The following is an 18,794-nucleotide window of genomic DNA, read 5'->3' as shown; positions in this document are numbered from 1 at the left end:
GGTGTGTCTCGGGGTGCCCGGCCGCGTCGTGACGACGACCGATGTCGCCGGCCTGCTCATGGGCACGGTCGACTTCGGCGGTGTGACCCGCGAGGTCTGTCTCGGCTACGTCCCCCAGGCGCGGGTGGATGACTACGTCATCGTCCATGTCGGCTTCGCCATCAGCCTCGTGGACGAGGCCGAAGCCCACCGCACGCTTGCGATCCTGCGCTCGATGGGGGCACTCGACGAGGAGCTGGGAGCCGACGGGCAGCTGGGAGCCGAACAGCGATGAGGTACCTCGACGAGTACCGCGACCCGACGCTCGCGCGGGGGCTGCTCGCGGCGATCCACACGGTGACGTCGAAACCATGGACCCTGATGGAGGTGTGCGGAGGCCAGACCCACACGATCGTCCGCCAGGGCATCGACGAGCTGCTACCCGCGGGGATCCGGATGATCCACGGGCCTGGTTGTCCCGTCTGCGTGACGCCACTGGAACTCATCGACAAGGCACTGGCCGTCGCCGGACGTCCCGAGGTCATCCTCACCTCCTACGGCGACATGCTCAGGGTCCCCGGGACGAGCACCGACCTGCTGGCGATGCGCGCCCGCGGCAGCGACGTCCGCGTCGTCTACTCACCGCTGGACGCCGTCCGCATCGCCGTCGAGCGCCCCGACCGCGAGGTGGTCTTCTTCGCCGTCGGATTCGAGACGACGGCGCCGGCGAACGCCATGGCGGTGCTGCGCGCCCACGCGCTCGGCCTGCCCAACTTCAGCGTTCTGGTCAGCCACGTGCTCGTCCCACCGGCGATGACCACGCTGCTGGACGCGCCGGACTGCCAGGTGCAGGCATTCCTGGCCGCCGGCCACGTCTGTGCGGTCATGGGATGGACGCAGTACGAGCCGCTGTCGGAGCGCTACCGCGTCCCGATCGTGGTGACCGGGTTCGAACCGCTCGACATTCTGGAAGGCATCCTCATGGCCGTACGCCAGCTCGAAGAAGGCCGCGCGGAGGTGGAGAACCAGTACGTCCGCGCCGTGCACCGGGCCGGGAACATCGCGGCGCAGGACGCCATCCGGCGTGTGTTCACAATTCGTGACCGGATGTGGCGGGGTATCGGCACCATCCCGATGAGCGGGTTCGCGTTCACCGACGAGTTCACCGACTACGACGCCGAGACGCGCTTCGCCGTGGCAGGGTTGACCACCCGGGAACATCCGGCCTGCATCGCCGGAAACATTCTCACCGGGACGCGCCTACCCACCGACTGCGCGGCGTACGGCACTGTGTGCACGCCGCGTACGCCGCTGGGCGCACCGATGGTGTCGACCGAGGGGACCTGCGCCGCCTTCCACAATGCCGGCCGAACGCAGACCGGCCGAACGCAGACCGGGGCGCAGTCGACGACGGTCGCGAGCTCGTCGTGACCGCCACTGACCTGACCAACACTGGCCTGACCAGCACTGACCTAACCAGCACTGACCTGACAGGCGCCAGCTGTCCGTTGCCCCTGATGGAGACCGAGAGGGTCATGCTCGGTCACGGCAGCGGCGGACAGCTGTCCGCCGAGCTCCTGCGCGACGTACTCCTACCGGCCCTCGGCGCAGGCGCAGGCGCAGCGGACGGCGTCCCCGAGGACGCGGCCCTGCTTGACATCGACGGCACCCCCGTGGTGATGAGCACCGACTCCTTCGTGGTGAGCCCGGTCTTCTTCCCCGGCGGCGACATCGGCTCACTCGCCGTGCACGGCACCGTGAACGACCTGGCGATGATGGGCGCCACCCCGCTGGCCCTGGCCGTCGCCTACGTCATAGAGGAGGGCTTCGCCCTGGCGGACCTGCGGCGGGTGACTGCCTCGCTCGGCGCGGCCGCGGCAGCCGTCGGCGTCCCGGTCGTCACCGGGGACACCAAGGTCGTGGGTCGCGGCGCCGCGGACGGGATCTTCGTGACGACCACCGGCATCGGTCGCCGGCTGCCCGGCGCACGGGTGTCAGCCGGGTTCGCACGATCCGGGGATGTCGTCGTCCTGTCCGGTCCCGTCGGCGCCCACGGCAGCGCCATCCTGAGTGCGCGCGAGGGTCTCGGCTTCGAGTCCGAGATCGTCTCCGACAGCCGTCCCCTGCACCGGCTGGTCACGGCCATGGTGGCCAGCGGCGGTCCGGGGATTCACGCGATGCGCGACCCCACCCGCGGCGGGGTGGCATCGGCGCTGAACGAGATCGCCGCGGCGTCGGGAGTCGGAATCGAGATCGCGGAGAACGCCGTGCCCGTCCCGCCCATGGTCGCCGCCGCATGCGACCTGTTCGGCCTGGACCCACTGCATGTCGCCAACGAAGGATGTCTCGTCGCCATCATCGCGCCCGATCTCGCCGACGCAGTCCTGGCCGCGATGCGCGCGCTGCCCGAGGGCCGGCACGCCACCCGTCTCGGCGAGGTCGTCGCCGCCCATCCCGGTCGGGTCGTCATGCGCACCCTGCTGGGCGGCACCCGCATTGTCGACATGCTCATCGGCGAACAGCTCCCCCGCATCTGCTGACCCCGACCTCCGGACACGGCGAGCAACCCTACCGCCCGTAGGCCATCATGATGTCCTCTTGCCTGCCAGGCGTACATGATCGGCACAACAACACTCGACGTCACCGCAGAATAAATCCCAGGAGCGATTTGAACCGCTCGGCGTCTTGATGTGACCGAGATTGACGATCTTCTCAAAGATCTCGGGCGCGTCGGACTCCCGATAGCGCCGGGCACCCATGGAGACCTCGTGCGTCAGTATCTTCTTCGGGTCACCGAAAGAGCCGGTGTCCTTCCCCTGCCGCTTGGCCGGCACGTTCCAGGAGGAGACAAATGTTTCCAGCGAATTCGGGAAGAGCAACAACCAGGCTTCCATCTCAGAGATCGACAGGACATAGTGGGCCGTACCCAACTCTGTCACCAACGCCCGACAAACCCTGGCCTGAATCTCCGCGACGCCATCCCCGTCCACAGAGTCCAGGTCCTCGTGCACGAAAACGCAGGCGAGATCGGCCCTTTCACGGACGGCCCGGGCACGGGCCTTCCGGGCAAGAACGGCGACCCGGTCAGCCAGATTGGCTTCGGTAGCAAGCCTGAGTCGAACACTGTCGCTGATCTCGACAACACGGCCGCGCATCTGCGGGCAGAGTGCTTCCAGTAGGATCCGTAGGCTACGACGGTCGTTGCCATCCTCACCAGCTACAACCACGACCGGATTCCGGGTCGCGCGAACACCGGTGCCGCGGCTCACAGGTCTCCCCCCAACGCTCCGGAGAACCACAGCTCACCGAGAGGCAGACCTTCACTCGCCGCTACGATCTCTCGAACCCTGTCGACGGAAACAGCCGGGATTGCCGAGGATCCGTCGTCGCGGCGTTCGCAGACAATAAGCTCCGCCGGCTTCAACCGGTCGGCGAAGGCCGGAGAATGTGTGGCGATGAGAAGCTGGGTGCGCTCACTCGCCTCCCGCAGCCGGTCGACCAGCAGTTCCAGCGCCTGCGGATGCAGACCGTGGTCAATCTCCTCGATACAGGTGAGGGCAGGAGGCTCAGGATCATACAGAAGGGCCAGCAAGCCCAGCAGGCGAATGGTCCCGAAAGAGGCGTCCGCGAGCTGGGTCGGACGCCGAAGTCCTCGCTCATGAAGCACCACGACGACCTCGCGTGCCGCGCCCGACGGATAGTCGAAGTCAATACCCTCAAGCTGGGGCAGCACCTTGACGGCATCCGACTCCAACCGGAGCCACGCGTCCTCATCTCGATCACGAATGGTCAACAGAAAAGCCGCCAGGTTTGCCGCGTCATGCTCCAACGACTCGTGCCGGGTGCGCGGAAAGCGCGAAGGAAGCCGCGCCTCGTCGACACGCACATCGAAGACACGGAACGATGCCAATCGGTTGGAAAGAGCAGCGACCTCCGCGCCGCCCTCATCCTCGGACAGGCGAGGAAGGGTGGACAGACCACTACTCATCCGACGGATACCGAAGGTCCGCTCGGGTGACTCCTGGAGATCCTTGTCGATCTGCACGACGGCAGCCTTCTCACCGCTGATCGCAATCCGTCGGCCACGCCCCAGCGTGCGCTTGAACTGGAACGACTCGCTGCGCGACAGCGGCGATTCACCGGATTTCACGGTCAGGCGTTCGATCGCGAGCTGGTACTCGTCGGGAGATGTCAGGCTGCTGTACTGAGTCCAGGTCGCCTTGAGATTGATCCGGATGGATGCCGGCGTTCGGTCGCCGCCCTGGAACACCACCTCGTCGAAGCCACCGCGCGCATCGAGTGCGGGCTCCAGGTCGCTATTGATCACGTCGGCCAGAAAGCGGAACACCTCCAGGACGTTGGTCTTGCCGGCGCCGTTCGGCCCGACCAGAACGTTGAGCGGCCCCAGCGGAAGCGAGACCTTCCGCAGGCTGCGGTAGTTCTCCACTTCCAGCTCGATCAGTCGCCTGTCCATGCCACCTCCTCGCTACGATCATCCTCGGCCCCGGACCCGGACCCCATTCGGGCCTCCGAGCGCACGGAAAAAGTCATGATCGCACGCTCTTCGGCCTACTGGTCACAGCTCGAACAGGGTGTCGGATGCCGTCGGTAGAGGCCGGGTCGAAGATGTGTTCCGCGGAACGCGCCCGGTGGGCACGGGCCCGCTCGTCGTTGGACACCGCAGCCCACAGCGGGCGGGTCGACATGGCGCGACCAGCGGATGGTTCAGGTGGGCGCGCGCAGAGGGTGACGGAAGGCGACGGCGCGAGACACTGGTGACTGTGTACGAGCCGTACCCGGCCGAGTGGTCGGCCGACGTCCGCAGGAGGCGGTAGTGCGTTGTGACGCCTGCGACACCGTCGCGATCCGTCCCTACGCCGAAACGGCTGCCTCAGCCTGACGAGGATGTGGCGCAGTGTGCGGTAGTTCTCCACTGCCAGCTCGATCAGTCGCCCCCGTGACGACGGCCGCGGCAGCGACCACAATGGGGGTGACCGGGACGACCGATGGCAAGGGACGCTCCATGACGAAGACCGGCTACACCCACATCACCCTGCTGATCGACCGGTCAGGCTCGATGATGGCGATCCGCGACGACGCCGAGGGCGGCATCCGGTCGTTCATCGCCGAGCAGGCCGCCGTGCCCGGGCAGGCAACGATCAGCCTCTACCAGTTCGACCACGACTACGAGAAGGTCTTCGGCGCGATCCCGATCGGCGAAGCCCCGGAATATCGGCTGGTCCCGCGGGGCTCCACCGCGCTGCTCGACGCCCTCGGCAGGTCCATCGCGGACACCGGGGAGTTCCTCGGCAGCCTTCCCGACGAGCAGCGTCCGGCGACGGTCGTCTTCGCCGTCGTCACCGACGGCCAGGAGAATTCCTCCAAGGAATGGACCCTCGAGCAGGTCAAAAATACGATCAGCAGGCAGACGAACACCTATGACTGGCAGTTTGCGTTCCTGTCCGCCGACCTCAGGGCGGTTGCCGACGCCCGGCAGATGGGCTTCGCCCCGGCAGCGGCCGCGAGTTACAGCCCGGACGGCGACGGTGTCGGCGTCGCCTACGCAAGCCTGTCCCGGTCGGTTTCGCGGACCCGGGCGAGCGGCGCACCGCTGGACCTGTCGGACTCGTAGGGTTCGGACTCGTAGGGTGTCGCCCCGGCATGGTGCACGGTCACATCTACACTGCCGGTCGTGCCCTATACGCCCCCAGCGAGGGTGCCACGATCGGGACCGACGCGCCGCCCGGCCGCACCCGCCGTCCCCGCGGCCCTCCTCCCCGCGTCGGAGATCGACGACGACGGGGCGTACACACGACGAGTCTTCGACGGCTGCGATCTGGCGGGCACCCAGGCCGAGTCCATCGAACTGGAGGGCTGCCGCATCACCGGCACGGACCTGAGCGGTTCGCGGTTGACCCGGGCGATGCTGACCGACGTCGTCATCGAGCGGTCGAGCCTGGCGAACCTGCGGGCCACGAGTTCCTCGCTCGTCCGGGCGGAGATCACGACCTGTCGGATGACGGGATGGTCCTGGTCCGGCGGGCGGCTACGGGACGTGACCCTACGTGACTGCCGAGTGGACCTGGCGAACTTCCGGTCCACCGCGATAAGCAACTCCCTGTTCGAGGGCTGCAACCTCAAACGGGCGGACTTCTACGGCGCCGACCTTCGTGGGGCGACCTTCGAGGACTGTGATCTGACCGGCGCGCAGTTCGCCAAGGCGCAGATGGACGGCGCCCGGCTCGTCAACTGCGTGCTCGTCGAGGTGAACGGGGTCGAGAGCATGAGCGGAGCGGCGGTGTCCAGCCGGGACATCGCGGCACTGGCCTACGCCCTCGCCGGTGCGCTGGGCATCAGCGTCACCGAGAACGACTGATCGCCGAGCACGGCCAGTCCCCGTCGCACCCTCTCTTGCCGGGCGCTCGTATCGCCTGCGGCCTCGCCATGATGTGCCCTGGTCCCCCTGCGTTCGATGGCTGTTCCCCGGGGAGTCGATCGCGCAGGCGATAGTGAGCGCCACACGCAGTGGGGAGGAGCGTCGTGGGTGAATTCGTGTTGGACCGGCGGTTGGCGCTGACCGGGGCAGCAGCAGCAGGCGCGTTGCTGTTGACAGGCGTGACGGCCCGTCCGGCGGCCGCATCCTGGAACGAGCCGGAGACCACGACCGGCGACCAGGCTGCGGCGGAGACCGCAGTACCGTTTCTTCTAGGCGTCGCCAGCGGGGACCCGCTGGCAGACGGGGTCATCCTGTGGACGCGGCTGGTCCGCGACGTCTACGACGCCGGATCGATGCCGTCGCGGCCGATCACGGTGGCCTGGCAGGTCGCGCACGACAGGCGGTTCCACCACCTGGCGGCCGCCGGGGTCACCCGGGCGCTGCCCGAGCTCGCGCATTCGGTCCACGTGGACGTGCGCGGGCTGGAGCCCGGCCGCGACTATTTCTACCGTTTCCGCGCGGGTGGCCAGCTCAGCCCGGTCGGACGTACCCGGACCGCACCGGCCTGCTCCGCCGACCCGCAGCTGCTGCGGCTCGGCGTGGTCAACTGTCAGGACTTCCAGAACGGCTACTGGCCGACGTTCTGGGGACTCGCCGACGAAGACCTCGACGTCGTGTTCCACCTGGGTGACTACATCTACGAGTACGACCCGAACAGCCGCTTCCCCGATCGGGCACACGTCGCCCCACAGACCCCGGGTCTGGACCAGCTGTCCACGCTGGCCGACTATCGCAACCGGCATGCCCAGTACAAGGGTGACCCCGCGCTGCGGGCAGCCCACGCCGTGGCGCCCTGGGTGGTCACCTGGGACGATCACGAGACCGAGAACAACTACGCGGGCTTCGTCGACGAGATCGACGACACCGGTGCGAAGAAGCAGACGCCCGAGGAGTTCCGGCGGCAGCGCGCCGCGGCATACCAGGCGTACTACGAGCACATGCCGATCCGCGCCGACCTGCGCCCCGGCTCGGCCTCGATGCGCATCTACCGCCGCTTCGACTTCGGGCGGCTCGCCCGGATCAACGTGCTCGACACCCGGCAGTACCGCACCGACCAGCCGGGCGGTTTCCCCGGCGACTTCGGTCTGGAGTCGGCGGGCCGGTTGAACACGGCGGGCACCCTCACCGGCGACGTCCAGGAGCAGTGGCTCACCCGAGGCCTGACCAGCTCGCCGACCCGGTGGAACGTCATCGCCCAGCAGACCATGATGAGCCGCACCCGCTTCCCCAACCCGACGGGAGTACCGCCCACCATCGTCGACCTGGACCAGTGGGACGGCTACGCCCCAGCGCGCCAGCGGCTGCTGCGGCTGCTGGCCGACGCTCATGTGGCCAACCCGGTGGTCCTGTCCGGTGACATCCACTCCACCTGGTTCAGCGACCTCAAGGTGGACTTCGACGACCCCGCCTCGCCGACCGTCGCGGTGGAGTTCGTCAGCACGTCGATCAGCTCGAGCTTTCCGGTGGCCTTCGATGCGCCGATCAAGCAGGTCAACCCGCTGCTCAACCCGCACGTTCGCTACTTCAACGGGCTCAGGCGCGGTTATCTGCGCTGCGAGGTGACGCCTGGTACGTGGCGGACCGACGTACGGGTGGTCGACACCATCGATGTCCGCGACGCCCCCGTCCGTACCGACGTCTCGTTCGCCGTGCAGGCGGGCACTCCGGGCCTTATGGCGCTCTGAACCACGCGGGTCAGGACACGACCCAGCCACGCGCCCGGGCGAGATCGGTGAGACGCTGGCGGATCTGGCCGATCTGACTACCGGTCAAGGTCGGGACACCTTCGATCAGGGTCTCGGTCAACACATGCTGAAACTCGGCGGTCGTCAGAACATCACACATCTCGTCGTCGTCGGTGCCCGAACCGGCGGCGTTCGAGCCCGGGGTACGCGGCCAGAACGGACCGACCGCCGCCCGGTCGACAAGACGAACGGCCGAAGCCTTCAGGCCCTTGTCGCCCTCTTCCGCCTTGAACTCGACAAGTGCCCCGGGCCGGAACAGGTGCTTTTCGTCCTGCAGGTCGTTCACATGCATGAAGATGTCATCGCCGCCCTCATCGGGCGAGATGAAGCCGTAGCCACGAATGCCGTCGAACCGCACGATTCTGCCAGTACCCACCGCATCAACCTCTACATCGGGGCGAACGTCCCAGACCATGGGACCGCACGCACATTGCCAGTTGAACCCAACCAAGTCAACCGCTGACGCACCGGAGACAGCAAATGATCATCTAGCTGATAGCGACCCGAGCGGGGACGGTACGCGACAGCCGGCCGACGACAGCAGGGCCTGTCAGTCGCATCGGGGCTGGTCAGCCACATCAGGCCAGGTCCTACGGCCTGGCACGGCTAGGCTGAGAGGTCAGCTGCCCCGGCCGCGACCGACCGATCGACGGCCAGTCGCACCGGCGCCTGCCCACCGCGACCGAAGGGGTCTCGTGACCGACCGCTGGATCCACCTTGACGGCTGTGCCAACGCCCGCGACCTCGGGGACCTGCCCACGACGGCCGGTGGTTCGACCAGGCGCGGGCTCCTGATTCGCTGCGACACCGTACAGCAGCTCACGGTGGACGCCACGAACGTACTGATCAATGAGTTCGGTCTGCGCACGGTACTCGACCTGCGTACACCCAAGGAGGCAGCGGCCGAGGGCCGCGGGCTGCTCGCGGAGACCGAGGTCGGATACCATAACACGGCGTTCATACCCGACCTCTACCTTGTGCCCGGTGACCCCGAACACAAAGTGATCGTCGAGCAGCGGTCCAAGCGGGAAACCGTCGAACACTACCTGGACTATCTGACCCGCCCCGCCAGCGCGGTCCCGACCGCCCTGCGGCTACTCACCCAGCCGGCCGAACTGCCGACCCTGTTCCACTGCGCGGCGGGCAAGGACCGCACCGGCGTACTTGCCGCGCTCGTCCTGGACATCGTCGGAGTACGGCGCGAGGCCATCGTCGACGACTATGTGATGACCAACGAGCGGCTACCGCAGATCAAGACACGGCTCAGCGCGATGCCGACCTACAGCCGAAGCGCGCGCAGCGACATCGGTTGCCGTCCCGAGACCATGGTGACGTTCTTCGAAACCCTCGACCAGCGCTGGGGCGGCGCGGCCGGCTGGGCACTCGGTCACGGCATCACCCAGGCCGAGCTGGACGTTCTGCGCAAGACGCTCGTCGACTGACGCCCCGTCAGCCGCGATCCGGCGCCGACCGCTAAGACCGCCCGGCAATAGGGGCGTGGATCAAGGAGCGGGGCTGGGGTGCGTAGATCGCGAGGCGGCGGAGGGAGGCACCCTGGTGTTGGGTGTCGACCGACGGAGCCGGTGTACGCCCACGGCGGACGGCCGACCGGGAAGGTCGGTTGCCGCTCCTGTGTTGCTACGGCTGTAACTGTGTAATCGTTACAGGCGTTCAGGATGCCGCCGGGCGCGCGATCAAGGCCCGGTTCGCGCGCCCGGCGGCACCAGGGGCGCAGGAGCACGTTCGGGAGGCCGGGATGACTGATCCATTGGATGCCTACTCGCAGGTGGTGACTCAGGTTGCCGCCGCCATCTCGCCGTCGGTCGCAAGCCTGCGGGTGCGGACGCGTCGCGGCGAGGGAGCCGGCTCCGCCGTCGTCTTCACCGACGACGGCTTCCTGCTCACCTCCGCCCATGTTATCGACGGCGGGCCGCCGGCCGGGGAAACGGGCGTCGGGGTGGGTACGGCGGAGTTCACCGACGGCACGGAGAGCCTGGTGGACGTGGTGGGCGCCGATCCGTTGTCCGACCTCGCCGTGTTGCGCGCCCGCAGCGCCACCCCGCCGCCGGCCACCCTCGGCGACGCGGCCACACTCGTCGTCGGTCAACTGGTCGTCGCGGTGGGCAACCCGCTGGGCCTGACAGGCAGCGTCACCGCAGGAGTGGTCAGTGCGCTCGGTCGATCGCTCCCGACCCGGGCCGGCGCCACGGTCCGCATCATCGACGAGGTGATCCAGACCGACGCCGCCCTCAATCCGGGTAACTCCGGAGGCGCCCTGGCCGATGCGAACGCCCATGTCATCGGCGTGAACACGGCCGTCGCCGGGATCGGGCTCGGGCTCGCCGTTCCGGTCAACGCCACTACCCGCCGCATCCTCGCCGCGCTCATGCGCGACGGTCGGGTGCGACGGGCCTACCTCGGGGTCGCCAGCGCCCGGGCACCGCTGCCGCCACGACTGGCCGAGCGGTTCGGCCGCCGGCACGGGGTCCGGCTGGCCGAGGTCGTGGTGGACAGCCCGGCCGGGCAGGCCGGCCTGTTCACCGACGATCTGGTGCTCTCGGTCGCCGGGCAGCCGGTCGCCGCACCCGGGGACCTCCAGCGGCTCATGACCGAGGAGACCATCGGAAACCCGATCGAAGTGACCGTGTGGCGACGTGGCGCGCTCGTCGATGTCATCGTCGTCCCTCGGGAACTGGCGCTCACCTGAGCGGGACGGCCATCACCTGGGCGCCCCGCCCGGCAACGCACCGGTCGGCAACGCACCGGTCGGCAACGCACCGGTCGGCAACGCACCGGCCGGCGCGGACATCGTTACCATCTGGCGATGACCGTGCCCGTGCGATCGACCAGCGGCCCGTCGTCCACCGGACGCGGCCGGTACCCGACCCCCGCCGACGGCGGGGGTAAGGGCACCGGCCCGCACGACGACGACCGCCTCGACCCGGTATTCGTGGCCACTTTGCGAACCTCGATAACCAAGCTCGCGCGCTCGCAACGGGCCGAACGCCAACGGGACCCGCGGGCGTTGCCATTCAGCCTGATCTCAGCCCTTTCCACTCTGCAACGAATGGGGCCGCTGACACCGACACAACTCGCCCGTCTCGAAGGTGTCCGGAAACCATCGATGACACGCGCGCTGGCAACGCTTATCGAAGGGGGTCTGGCAATCAAGGAAAACGACGAGTACGACGGTCGCCAGTTCATCGTGCGGATTTCCGACAAAGGTCTCAGCGCCGTTGCGGAGTCCCGGCGCGTCGTCGACGGCTGGTACTCCCGGCGCCTTTCCCAGCTGAGCCGGCAGGATCTGGCGGACCTCATGCGCGCCGGGGGCGCACTCGCGCGACTCGCCGACGAGACGAGCTGAGCCGGGCGCTCTACAATCATGGGAGCAGGTCACGGACGATGACGATTATCGACGCATGGCTGCAACATCCGACGCTGCGTTTCCTTCAGGACGACATGTTCGCATCGCTGCACCGCTGGACAGGCGCGCAGAATCCGACCGTGGCGCCTCCGCTGGAGCATACGATCGCCGCGATGGACCAGGCTGGCGTCGAACGCGGTCTGATCTGTGCCTGGGTCGGCCCGTGCGGGCCGCTGATCTCCAATGACGAGGTCGCCGGTTTCGTCGCCAGATTCCCCGACCGGCTGACCGGGGTGGCGGCGGTCGACCTTCGCTACCCGGTCGCCGCCGTTCGCGAACTTCGGCGAGCCGTTCACGACCTGGGTCTGCGGGCGCTGCGGGTCGTACCGTGGCTGTGGGCGCTACCTCCCAACGACCGTCGTTACTATCCGCTGTTTGTCGAGTGCGTCGAGTTGGGGATCCCGTTCTGCACCCAGGTCGGCCACACCGGACCCCTGCGGACCTCGGAGACGGGCAGGCCGATCCCCTACCTCGACGACGTGGCCCTGGAGTTTCCCGAGCTGGTGATCGTCGGTGGGCACATCGGCCATCCGTGGACCACCGAGATGATCGCCCTGGCCTCGAAGTACCCGAACGTCCACATCGACACCTCCGCCTACGCCACCCACCGCTACCCGACCGAACTGGTCGAGTACATGCGCGGGCGCGGGCGCGGCAAGGTGCTGTTCGGCTCCAACTTTCCGATGATCACACCAGGCCGGGCACTGGACGGCCTGGCCGACCTCGACCTCGACCCGCAGGCACGGGAACTGTTCCTGGCTGGCAACGCCCGACGGGTGTTCGCGATCTGAGCGCGCTCGGTGATCTGGCGAAGATCAACCGGATATACCCTAATGTTCCGGAAACGGCTCACTGTCACCCTGGCATGCGACCAGAGCTGGAACCAGTCCGGGACCGACATGGGACCGGTCTGAAGCTATGGAGAGGACACCGTTGCGGATCGCGTTGCTGTCGTACCGCAGTCTCCCCACCTGCGGCGGTCAAGGCGTGTACGTCCGGCATCTCTCCCGCGAACTCGTCACGCTGGGTCATCAGGTCACGGTGCTGACCGGGCCGCCCTACCCACTGCTCGACTCCGGGGTCGACCTGCGCACCCTGCCCAGCCTTGACCTGTACGCCACGTCCGACCCGTTCCGCTGGCCGTCCCCACGGGAACTACGCACCGTCGCCGACATCGTCGAATTCGGCCTGATGCGCACCGGCCAGTTCTCCGAGCCGCTGGCGTTCAGCATCCGGGCCGCTCGCGCCCTGGGGCCGAGCGCGGGCCGCCCACCCCACTTCGACATCGTGCATGACAACCAGGGCCTCGGTTACGGACTGCTCGCGCTGCGCCGGGCGCTGCGCCCGCACGGGGTTCCGGTCGTGGCGACCGTGCACCATCCGATCACGGTCGACCGACGCGTTGCGCTGGCGGCCGCGCCCGACCGGACCGCACGTATCGGCATCCGCCGCTGGTACTCCTTCCTCCCGATGCAGGCCCGGGTGGCACGCAGCCTCGACGGCATCGTCGTCCCGTCCCAGAGCTCCCGGCAGGAGATCATCACTGACATGGGGGTGGTACCGGAGCTCATCCGCACCGTCCCGCTCGGTGTCGACTCGGACGTCTTCCGGCCAGCCGGCGCCGGCACCGGCGCCTCGGCCACGACACCGACGCCCGGTCGCATCGTCGTCGTCACCAGCGCGGACGTGCCGCTGAAGGGACTGGGAGTGCTGCTGGAGGCGCTCGCGAAGGTTCGCGTCGAGCGCGCCGCCCATCTGATGTGCGTCGGGATGGCCCGGCCTGGTGGCGCCACCGCGCGCCAGGTCGAGGAGCTCGGCCTCGCCGACGTCGTGACGTTCCAGTCGAATCTCTCCGACGTCGACCTGGTCACACTGTTGCGGTCGGCGGAGCTCGCCGTGGTGCCGTCGCTGTACGAGGGCTTCAGCCTGCCTGCGGTCGAGGCGATGGCCTGTGGCCTACCGCTGGTGGTGACCACGGCCGGCGCGCTCCCGGAAGTGGTCGGGCCGGCAGGGCAGGCCGCCGAGCTCGTCGCGCCCGGGGACGCCGAGGCGCTGGCCGCCGCGATCGGGCGGCTGCTGGACAACCGGGCGCTGCGCGCGCGGATGGGCGCCGCCGGGAGGCAGCGGGTGGAGGACCGGTTCTCCTGGCGGGCCGCGGCCAGCGCGACCGCGGCATGGTATTGCGAGCGGATCGACGCGGTCCGGTCCAGGCGCGATCACACGTCGGCGGCCAGCCCACGTCCATGTTGACGGTCGACTTCGACCGGTTCCCGGTCACCGGGGGATGCCGCCTGCTCGATCTGGGCTGCGGCACGGGCCGGCACAGTTTCGAGGCGTTCCGGCGCGGGGCAGACGTGGTCGCCCTCGACCACGCGACAGCGGAGGTCGCCGGCGTGCGGCAGCTGCTCGCCGCGATGGCCGCCCACGAGCCGGTAGGACCGCAAGCCCGGGGCGCCTGCGTGCGCGGGGACGCGCTGGCGCTGCCGTTCGCCGACGCGGCCTTCGACCGGGTCATCGCCGCGGAGGTCCTCGAACACATCCCGGACGATGTCGCCGCCATGGCGGAGCTTGCCCGTGTGCTACGCCCGGGTGGGCTCGCCGCCGTCACCGTCCCCGCCTGGTTTCCCGAGAAGATCTGCTGGAGCCTTTCCCAGGCCTACCACAGCGTGGACGGCGGGCATGTCCGCATCTATCGGAAACATGATCTACTGGACCGACTGCACGCCGCAGGGCTCGAGCCCGTCGACGAGCACACCGCCCATGCCCTGCACGCTCCGTACTGGTGGCTGCGCTGCCTGGTGGGGGTGCACAACGACGATCATCCCGCCACCCGGCTCTACCACCGGGTGCTGGTCTGGGACATGATGCGCCGGCCCTGGCCCACCCGCGTCGCCGAACGGATCCTCAACCCGCTGATCGGCAAGAGCGTCGTCCTGTACCTGCGCAAACCGGAGGTTTCGCGTGCGGCCGGCTGAATCCACACCGTTACTCGCCCCGGCCGCGATCGCCGAGACCGCGGACACCATCGCCGCCGTGCAGGAACCCGACGGCGCCATCCCCTGGTACACCGGCGGACACACCGACCCGTGGGATCATCTTGAGTGTGCCATGGCGCTGCGGATCGCCGGCCGTGCAGACGCCGCGGACGCCGCCTGGGACTGGATCCGCCGTACCCAGCGGGCCGACGGATCGTGGGCGACCAGCTACGTCGCCGGCCAGATCAAGGACGAGTTCGCCGACAGCAACCAGTGCGCGTACGTGGCGACCGCTGCCTGGCACACCTGGCTCGCCACCGGCGACCGCGCATTCCTGCACCGGATGTGGCCGGTCGTGCGGGGGGCACTCGACTTCGTCGTGGCCCTGCAGGCCACCGGCGGCCAGATCTGGTGGGCACGTTCGGCCAGCGGCGCCGCCTACCCCGAGGCGCTGCTCACCGGCTGCTCCAGCACCCTGCACAGCCTGCGCTGCGGACTCGGTATCGCCGCCCTCGTCGGCGAGACGCCGCCGGGCTGGGAGGCGGCCGCGGGCGCGCTGCGCCATGCCGTGGGCAACCATCCGGAGCGCTTCGCGGACAAGCGCCGCTGGTCCATGGACTGGTACTACCCGGTGATCGGCGGTGCGGTGCGTGGGTCGGATGGCCGGGCCAGGCTGCGCAGCCGGTGGGACGACTTCGTCGTCGAGGGGCTCGGCGCCCGATGTGTGGCCGACCAGCCGTGGGTCACCGGTGCCGAAACCTGCGAGTTGGCGATCGCCCTGCACCTGGTCGGGGAGAGCGTGGCCGCGGCCACGCTGGTCCGCGACGTTCAACGCCTGCGGCACGTCGACGGCAGTTACTGGACGGGCTGGCAGTTCGCCGAAAGGGTGTACTGGCCCCAGGAGCAGAGCACATGGACGGCCGCAGCGGTCCTGCTCGCCGTCGACACCCTCGCCGGTGGGGTCACCGAGGCTGCGTTCCGCGGCGACGACCTGCCTGCGTGGCCCCCGGCGCCCGGCCACGGGTCAGACGGCGCTGGGTCAGACGGCGCGTTCGAGGACCCGCAGCGATCCTGTGCATGACCGCTCGGTGAATCCCTCGACCAGTGCCCGCTGGAACACCTCGAAGGGCGCCTGACCGCCGTCCGCCGGGTCCGGGAACACATCGTGGATGGCAAGCAGACCGCCAGGTGGGATATGCCGCGCCCACGCACTGTAGTCGGCCTGTGCCTGCGCCCGAGTATGCCCACCATCCAGGAACAGCAGGCTGACCGGTGTCGTCCACCAGCGCCCCACCGCCTCGGAGCGGCCGACGACCACCGTCACCACGTCCGCCACCCCGGTCGCGTCCAGGGTGGCGCGCAGCCAGGGCAGCGTGTCGAGCCGACCGGTGCGGGGATCGACGAGGGACCGATCGTGATACTCCCAACCCGGCTGGTTCTCCTCCGAACCGCGGTGATGGTCGACGGTGACGACCGTCGCCGCGACCTGGCGGGCCGCCGCCGCCAGATACAGCGTCGATTTGCCGCAGTATGTACCGATCTCGCAGATCAGCCCGCCGGCGGGCACCGTCGCTGCGGCGCTGTACAGGGCGAGCCCCTCCCCCGGCGGCATGAATCCCGTCGCGGCCTCAGCCGCCTGCCGCAATGCAACGTCCACGCCAGTTCCTCCCACCCGTTTCCGGACCGTCCTACCAAGTTGCCGTAACTACCGAGGTGCTGTAACTACCGAGGTGCTGTAACTACCGAGGTGCCGTAACTACCGAGGTGCCGTAACTACCAGGCGCCGTCCGGTCGGGAGGCTAAAGGATCATGCTCTTTGCGCACCGACGGAGTCCGCGCACTGCGGTAACGGATGGTGAGAGGTACGGTGTCGGCGCTGGCACCGCCCTGCGCCTCACCGCTGTGCGCATCCTCCGGCCGGCCGAGCAGACGTGCGGGCACGATCTGGAAGAAGGCCCAGAAGAGCACGGAGACCACCGCGAACCCGCCGAACAGCCAGACCGCCCGCGCCCAGACCTGTCCGGTGGCCATCCCGAGCAGTCCGGACGGGTCGAGCACCAGGATCGCGAACAGCGTCAGCGCGACGGCACAGGTCGCAGCCCAGGCCGGCCGGCTCCACTCCCACAGCTTGCGGCCGTCCATGTAATGGATGGGCAGCAGGACGATCGGGGCGGCCACAATCGAGCCCGCCACCACCTGGCACAGCACGTTCTCGATGACCGCGAGGGCGAACCCCGGTGGCCCGGACCCGTGGCGCGCCAACGCCGAGCTCACCGGGACACGTACCAGCCACGCCGCCACGGCGACCGCCAGCATCACCAACGTGCCGAGCAGGACCGCCTGGCCCTCGGTCCGCCGGGTGAGGCGACGGCGGCCGCGGGCGCGATACTCTGCGATCAGCCCGTACACGTAACCGGGGTTGAACGCGGCGCCCCAGGACAGCAGGGCGCAGCCGATCGCGACGACAGCGGCACCGGGTAGCAGCTCCAGCCCACCCCCTGCGCCACCGCAGACCCGCCGCTCGTAGCTGTCGATGGATCTGCTGTAGAGCAGCACACCGAGCGGGATCGCGACCCCGAATCCCACGACGAGCGCGGCGGTCGCGGGGTTCATCCCGACCCCCGGCTCCACCAGCACCGCCAGCGCCGTGGAAAGCAGGAAGAAACCGGGAACCAACAGCGGTCGCGGCAGCTGTCCAGCCCGGACCGGCAACGGCGATGCCCAGGCGAACCAGCGCCGCAGGATGTCCTGGTTGTGGTGGACCGTCTTGTGGAACAGCTCGGCGGCGAAGCCGACCAGCGGCAGCAGCAGCACGGCCAGCCCAGCCGCAACACCCACCCGGGCGGGACGGCGGAAGACCTGACCGGGGGTCGGCAGCGCCCGGGCGTAGCCGGAACGCAGCTGCCCGCCGGTGTCGCCCGCCTGGCTGCCCGGTGCCCGGGATCCGCCCCGGCCGGTCCCGCCCGCACCGCCGGAGCCATCGGAACTCCCGGTGCCGGCGCCATCGCCGGCCCGGCCGGACGTTGTCGACCCCGGAGCCGCCGCAGACCCTGCCCCGGGGGCGGCGGACCCGGTCGGTGCCGCCGGTCCCGGGATGCCGCCGTCCGAGGAGGCCCCGTCCGAAGCGGTCGTACCGGGAGCCGCCGCGTCCTGGACCGGTGCCCCCGCGGTCGCCGGTACACCCTGGCCACCTGTGGGCATACCGGTCGACCCTGTAGTGCCGGCAACCGCGGTGGATGCCGGACCTGCGGCGGGTTGGGGCGCCGGCGAGGATGCCGGCGGGGACGAGGGTGCCGGCGGGGACGAGGATGCCGGCGTGGGCGTGGGTGCCGGCGTGGGGGTGGGCGCAACCACGGTGAACGTCGCCGATGCGGAAACCGTCGGACATGAAGCGGTGACGGTGTGCGAACCCGCGACAGCTCCGGCGGGTACCTGGAAGGTGAGGCTGAAGCCGCCGGAGTTCACCGACGCCGTCCCGACGGCCTGGGTTCGGTCCCACGACACGTCCACGGTGGGGACCCGCATGGTGGTGCAGGCGAACCCCGCCCCGCTAGCTGTCACGGAAACTCCGGCCCGCCCGGAACCGGGGCGCAGTGCCACCGACGGTCCCGGCGCCGTGGCCGCGGCCGCCTGCACCGCTGCGCGAGCCGACGGCGCCGGCCCCCACGCGAGCATGAACGCCACTGCCGCGCCCCATACCACCAGGAACGCGAGGAGCGCCCGTCCTACAGTCAGAATCCGCCTGTCGGGCCAAAGGCGATGCGATCCTGGTTCTGTCGCATCGCCGGAGGCCGAAGTCCTCGGGCCACTGTCGGCCACCCTGTGTCGCTGCGCCGCTGCCACGCCACCCTCCACCCCACGAACCCCGCCCGCACTCCCCGCGATCAACGGCCCGGACCCGGCCCGGCACGCGCTGATCAGCGCCGTAGTCCCGAAGGATGCCAGGGCGCGGCTGTGCACCGGCAACCAGGCCCAGGGAGGGTCCAAGGCCAAAGGCCCAAGGCATTGATCGGACCTTATGATGACGATGTGGACGTGGCACACGGTGCGAGTCGATGGGCCGCCATCACCGATGGCAGCCGTGGGTCGGGTTATGCGGCCCAGTTCGCGCGGCTGGCCGCGGCGGGCATGGACGTCCACGGCGAAGCCACGCTGTGCGCGTCGCTGGTACCGCC

Annotated in this window: 18 protein-coding genes; 13 read left to right on the top strand and 5 right to left on the bottom strand. The window is 69.3% G+C overall.

The annotated features are described in order from the left end of the window. Position 1 precedes the first annotated feature (1 nt). The 3 genes from U9983_RS10185 to hypE all read left to right on the top strand — a co-directional run bounded on the left by U9983_RS10185 (position 2) and on the right by hypE (position 2,519). Positions 2-274, top strand: a complete 273-nt coding sequence (locus U9983_RS10185; RefSeq protein WP_322753771.1) for a HypC/HybG/HupF family hydrogenase formation chaperone — start codon at positions 2-4, stop codon at positions 272-274. Beyond that, a complete protein-coding gene (gene hypD, locus U9983_RS10180) occupies positions 271-1,410 on the top strand; it encodes a hydrogenase formation protein HypD (RefSeq protein WP_322753770.1) in 1,140 nt (379 codons plus the stop codon). The genes U9983_RS10185 and hypD overlap by 4 nt, the downstream gene beginning before the upstream one ends. Positions 1,411-1,496: 86 nt before the next feature. After that, positions 1,497-2,519: a hydrogenase expression/formation protein HypE gene (gene hypE, locus U9983_RS10175; protein WP_322753790.1), complete on the top strand. Its 1,023-nt coding sequence runs from the start codon at positions 1,497-1,499 to the stop codon at positions 2,517-2,519. Positions 2,520-2,564: 45 nt separating this feature from the next. Here hypE and U9983_RS10170 read toward each other — a convergent pair whose 3' ends face one another. Together U9983_RS10170 and U9983_RS10165 are read right to left on the bottom strand one after the other, a co-directional pair. Next, positions 2,565-3,248 (bottom strand): hypothetical protein, encoded by a 684-nt coding sequence (locus tag U9983_RS10170; RefSeq protein WP_322753769.1) that lies wholly within the window; start codon positions 3,246-3,248, stop codon positions 2,565-2,567. After that, positions 3,245-4,453, bottom strand: a complete 1,209-nt coding sequence (locus tag U9983_RS10165) for an AAA family ATPase (protein WP_322753768.1) — start codon at positions 4,451-4,453, stop codon at positions 3,245-3,247. Before U9983_RS10165 ends, U9983_RS10170 begins: the two co-directional genes overlap by 4 nt. A gap of 549 nt (positions 4,454-5,002) precedes the next feature. Here U9983_RS10165 and U9983_RS10160 point away from each other — a divergent pair. From U9983_RS10160 to U9983_RS10150, 3 genes are all read left to right on the top strand, one after another. Continuing rightward, a complete protein-coding gene (locus U9983_RS10160) occupies positions 5,003-5,611 on the top strand; it encodes a vWA domain-containing protein (RefSeq protein WP_322753767.1) in 609 nt (202 codons plus the stop codon). Between the two features lie 84 nt (positions 5,612-5,695). Further along, positions 5,696-6,355 (top strand): pentapeptide repeat-containing protein, encoded by a 660-nt coding sequence (locus U9983_RS10155; protein ID WP_322753766.1) that lies wholly within the window; start codon positions 5,696-5,698, stop codon positions 6,353-6,355. Positions 6,356-6,519: 164 nt separating this feature from the next. After that, complete coding sequence (locus U9983_RS10150; RefSeq protein WP_322753765.1) at positions 6,520-8,160, top strand: alkaline phosphatase D family protein; 1,641 nt, start codon at positions 6,520-6,522, stop codon at positions 8,158-8,160. A gap of 10 nt (positions 8,161-8,170) precedes the next feature. Here U9983_RS10150 and U9983_RS10145 read toward each other — a convergent pair whose 3' ends face one another. Next, complete coding sequence (locus tag U9983_RS10145; protein ID WP_322748010.1) at positions 8,171-8,596, bottom strand: cold-shock protein; 426 nt, start codon at positions 8,594-8,596, stop codon at positions 8,171-8,173. A gap of 319 nt (positions 8,597-8,915) precedes the next feature. On the opposite strand from U9983_RS10145, the gene U9983_RS10140 reads away from it, so the two are divergent. The 7 genes from U9983_RS10140 (at position 8,916) to U9983_RS10110 (ending at position 15,700) form a co-directional block, all read left to right on the top strand. Then, complete coding sequence (locus U9983_RS10140; RefSeq protein WP_322748011.1) at positions 8,916-9,662, top strand: tyrosine-protein phosphatase; 747 nt, start codon at positions 8,916-8,918, stop codon at positions 9,660-9,662. Positions 9,663-9,976: 314 nt separating this feature from the next. Then, positions 9,977-10,927, top strand: coding sequence for a S1C family serine protease (locus U9983_RS10135; protein WP_322748012.1), 951 nt, complete (start codon positions 9,977-9,979; stop codon positions 10,925-10,927). 117 nt (positions 10,928-11,044) lie between these two features. Continuing rightward, a complete protein-coding gene (locus U9983_RS10130) occupies positions 11,045-11,584 on the top strand; it encodes a MarR family winged helix-turn-helix transcriptional regulator (protein ID WP_322753764.1) in 540 nt (179 codons plus the stop codon). Positions 11,585-11,622: 38 nt separating this feature from the next. After that, positions 11,623-12,435 carry an amidohydrolase family protein gene (locus U9983_RS10125; protein WP_322753763.1) on the top strand — a complete coding sequence of 271 codons (813 nt, stop codon included), beginning with the start codon at positions 11,623-11,625 and terminating at the stop codon, positions 12,433-12,435. A 127-nt stretch (positions 12,436-12,562) separates the two neighbouring features. Continuing rightward, positions 12,563-13,894, top strand: a complete 1,332-nt coding sequence (locus tag U9983_RS10120) for a glycosyltransferase family 4 protein (RefSeq protein ID WP_322753762.1) — start codon at positions 12,563-12,565, stop codon at positions 13,892-13,894. Continuing rightward, on the top strand, positions 13,888-14,619 hold the full coding sequence (locus U9983_RS10115; protein ID WP_322753761.1) for a class I SAM-dependent methyltransferase: 732 nt from the start codon (positions 13,888-13,890) through the stop codon (positions 14,617-14,619). The genes U9983_RS10120 and U9983_RS10115 overlap by 7 nt, the downstream gene beginning before the upstream one ends. Continuing rightward, entirely contained in the window at positions 14,606-15,700 is a 1,095-nt protein-coding gene (locus tag U9983_RS10110; RefSeq protein ID WP_322753760.1) for a hypothetical protein, read from the top strand. The genes U9983_RS10115 and U9983_RS10110 overlap by 14 nt, the downstream gene beginning before the upstream one ends. Here U9983_RS10110 and U9983_RS10105 read toward each other — a convergent pair. Both U9983_RS10105 and U9983_RS10100 read right to left on the bottom strand, forming a co-directional pair. After that, positions 15,659-16,276 (bottom strand): class I SAM-dependent methyltransferase, encoded by a 618-nt coding sequence (locus U9983_RS10105; RefSeq protein ID WP_322753759.1) that lies wholly within the window; start codon positions 16,274-16,276, stop codon positions 15,659-15,661. The two genes, U9983_RS10110 and U9983_RS10105, sit on opposite strands and share 42 nt — an antisense overlap. Positions 16,277-16,392: 116 nt before the next feature. Next, on the bottom strand, positions 16,393-18,180 hold the full coding sequence (locus U9983_RS10100; protein WP_322753758.1) for an FGLLP motif-containing membrane protein: 1,788 nt from the start codon (positions 18,178-18,180) through the stop codon (positions 16,393-16,395). Between the last annotated feature and the right edge of the window lie 614 nt (positions 18,181-18,794).

Origin of the sequence: Protofrankia sp. Cas3 (assembly GCF_963555955.1) — a bacterium.
Taxonomy (GTDB): domain Bacteria; phylum Actinomycetota; class Actinomycetes; order Frankiales; family Frankiaceae; genus Protofrankia.
The sequence above is the reverse complement of the archived record's forward strand: the minus strand, read 5'-3'. Positions and strand labels throughout refer to the sequence as shown.

Excerpts from the sequence above, each read along its gene's own strand:
- U9983_RS10130 (WP_322753764.1), top strand. The coding sequence starts at position 11,045 with ATGACCGTGCCCGTGCGATCGACCAGCGGCCCGTCGTCCACCGGACGC.
- U9983_RS10135 (WP_322748012.1), top strand. The coding sequence starts at position 9,977 with ATGACTGATCCATTGGATGCCTACTCGCAGGTGGTGACTCAGGTTGCC.
- hypD (WP_322753770.1), top strand. The coding sequence starts at position 271 with ATGAGGTACCTCGACGAGTACCGCGACCCGACGCTCGCGCGGGGGCTG.
- U9983_RS10160 (WP_322753767.1), top strand. The coding sequence starts at position 5,003 with ATGACGAAGACCGGCTACACCCACATCACCCTGCTGATCGACCGGTCA.
- hypE (WP_322753790.1), top strand. The coding sequence starts at position 1,497 with ATGGAGACCGAGAGGGTCATGCTCGGTCACGGCAGCGGCGGACAGCTG.
- U9983_RS10125 (WP_322753763.1), top strand. The coding sequence starts at position 11,623 with ATGACGATTATCGACGCATGGCTGCAACATCCGACGCTGCGTTTCCTT.
- U9983_RS10165 (WP_322753768.1), bottom strand. The coding sequence starts at position 4,453 with ATGGACAGGCGACTGATCGAGCTGGAAGTGGAGAACTACCGCAGCCTG.
- U9983_RS10115 (WP_322753761.1), top strand. The coding sequence starts at position 13,888 with ATGTTGACGGTCGACTTCGACCGGTTCCCGGTCACCGGGGGATGCCGC.
- U9983_RS10120 (WP_322753762.1), top strand. The coding sequence starts at position 12,563 with ATGGAGAGGACACCGTTGCGGATCGCGTTGCTGTCGTACCGCAGTCTC.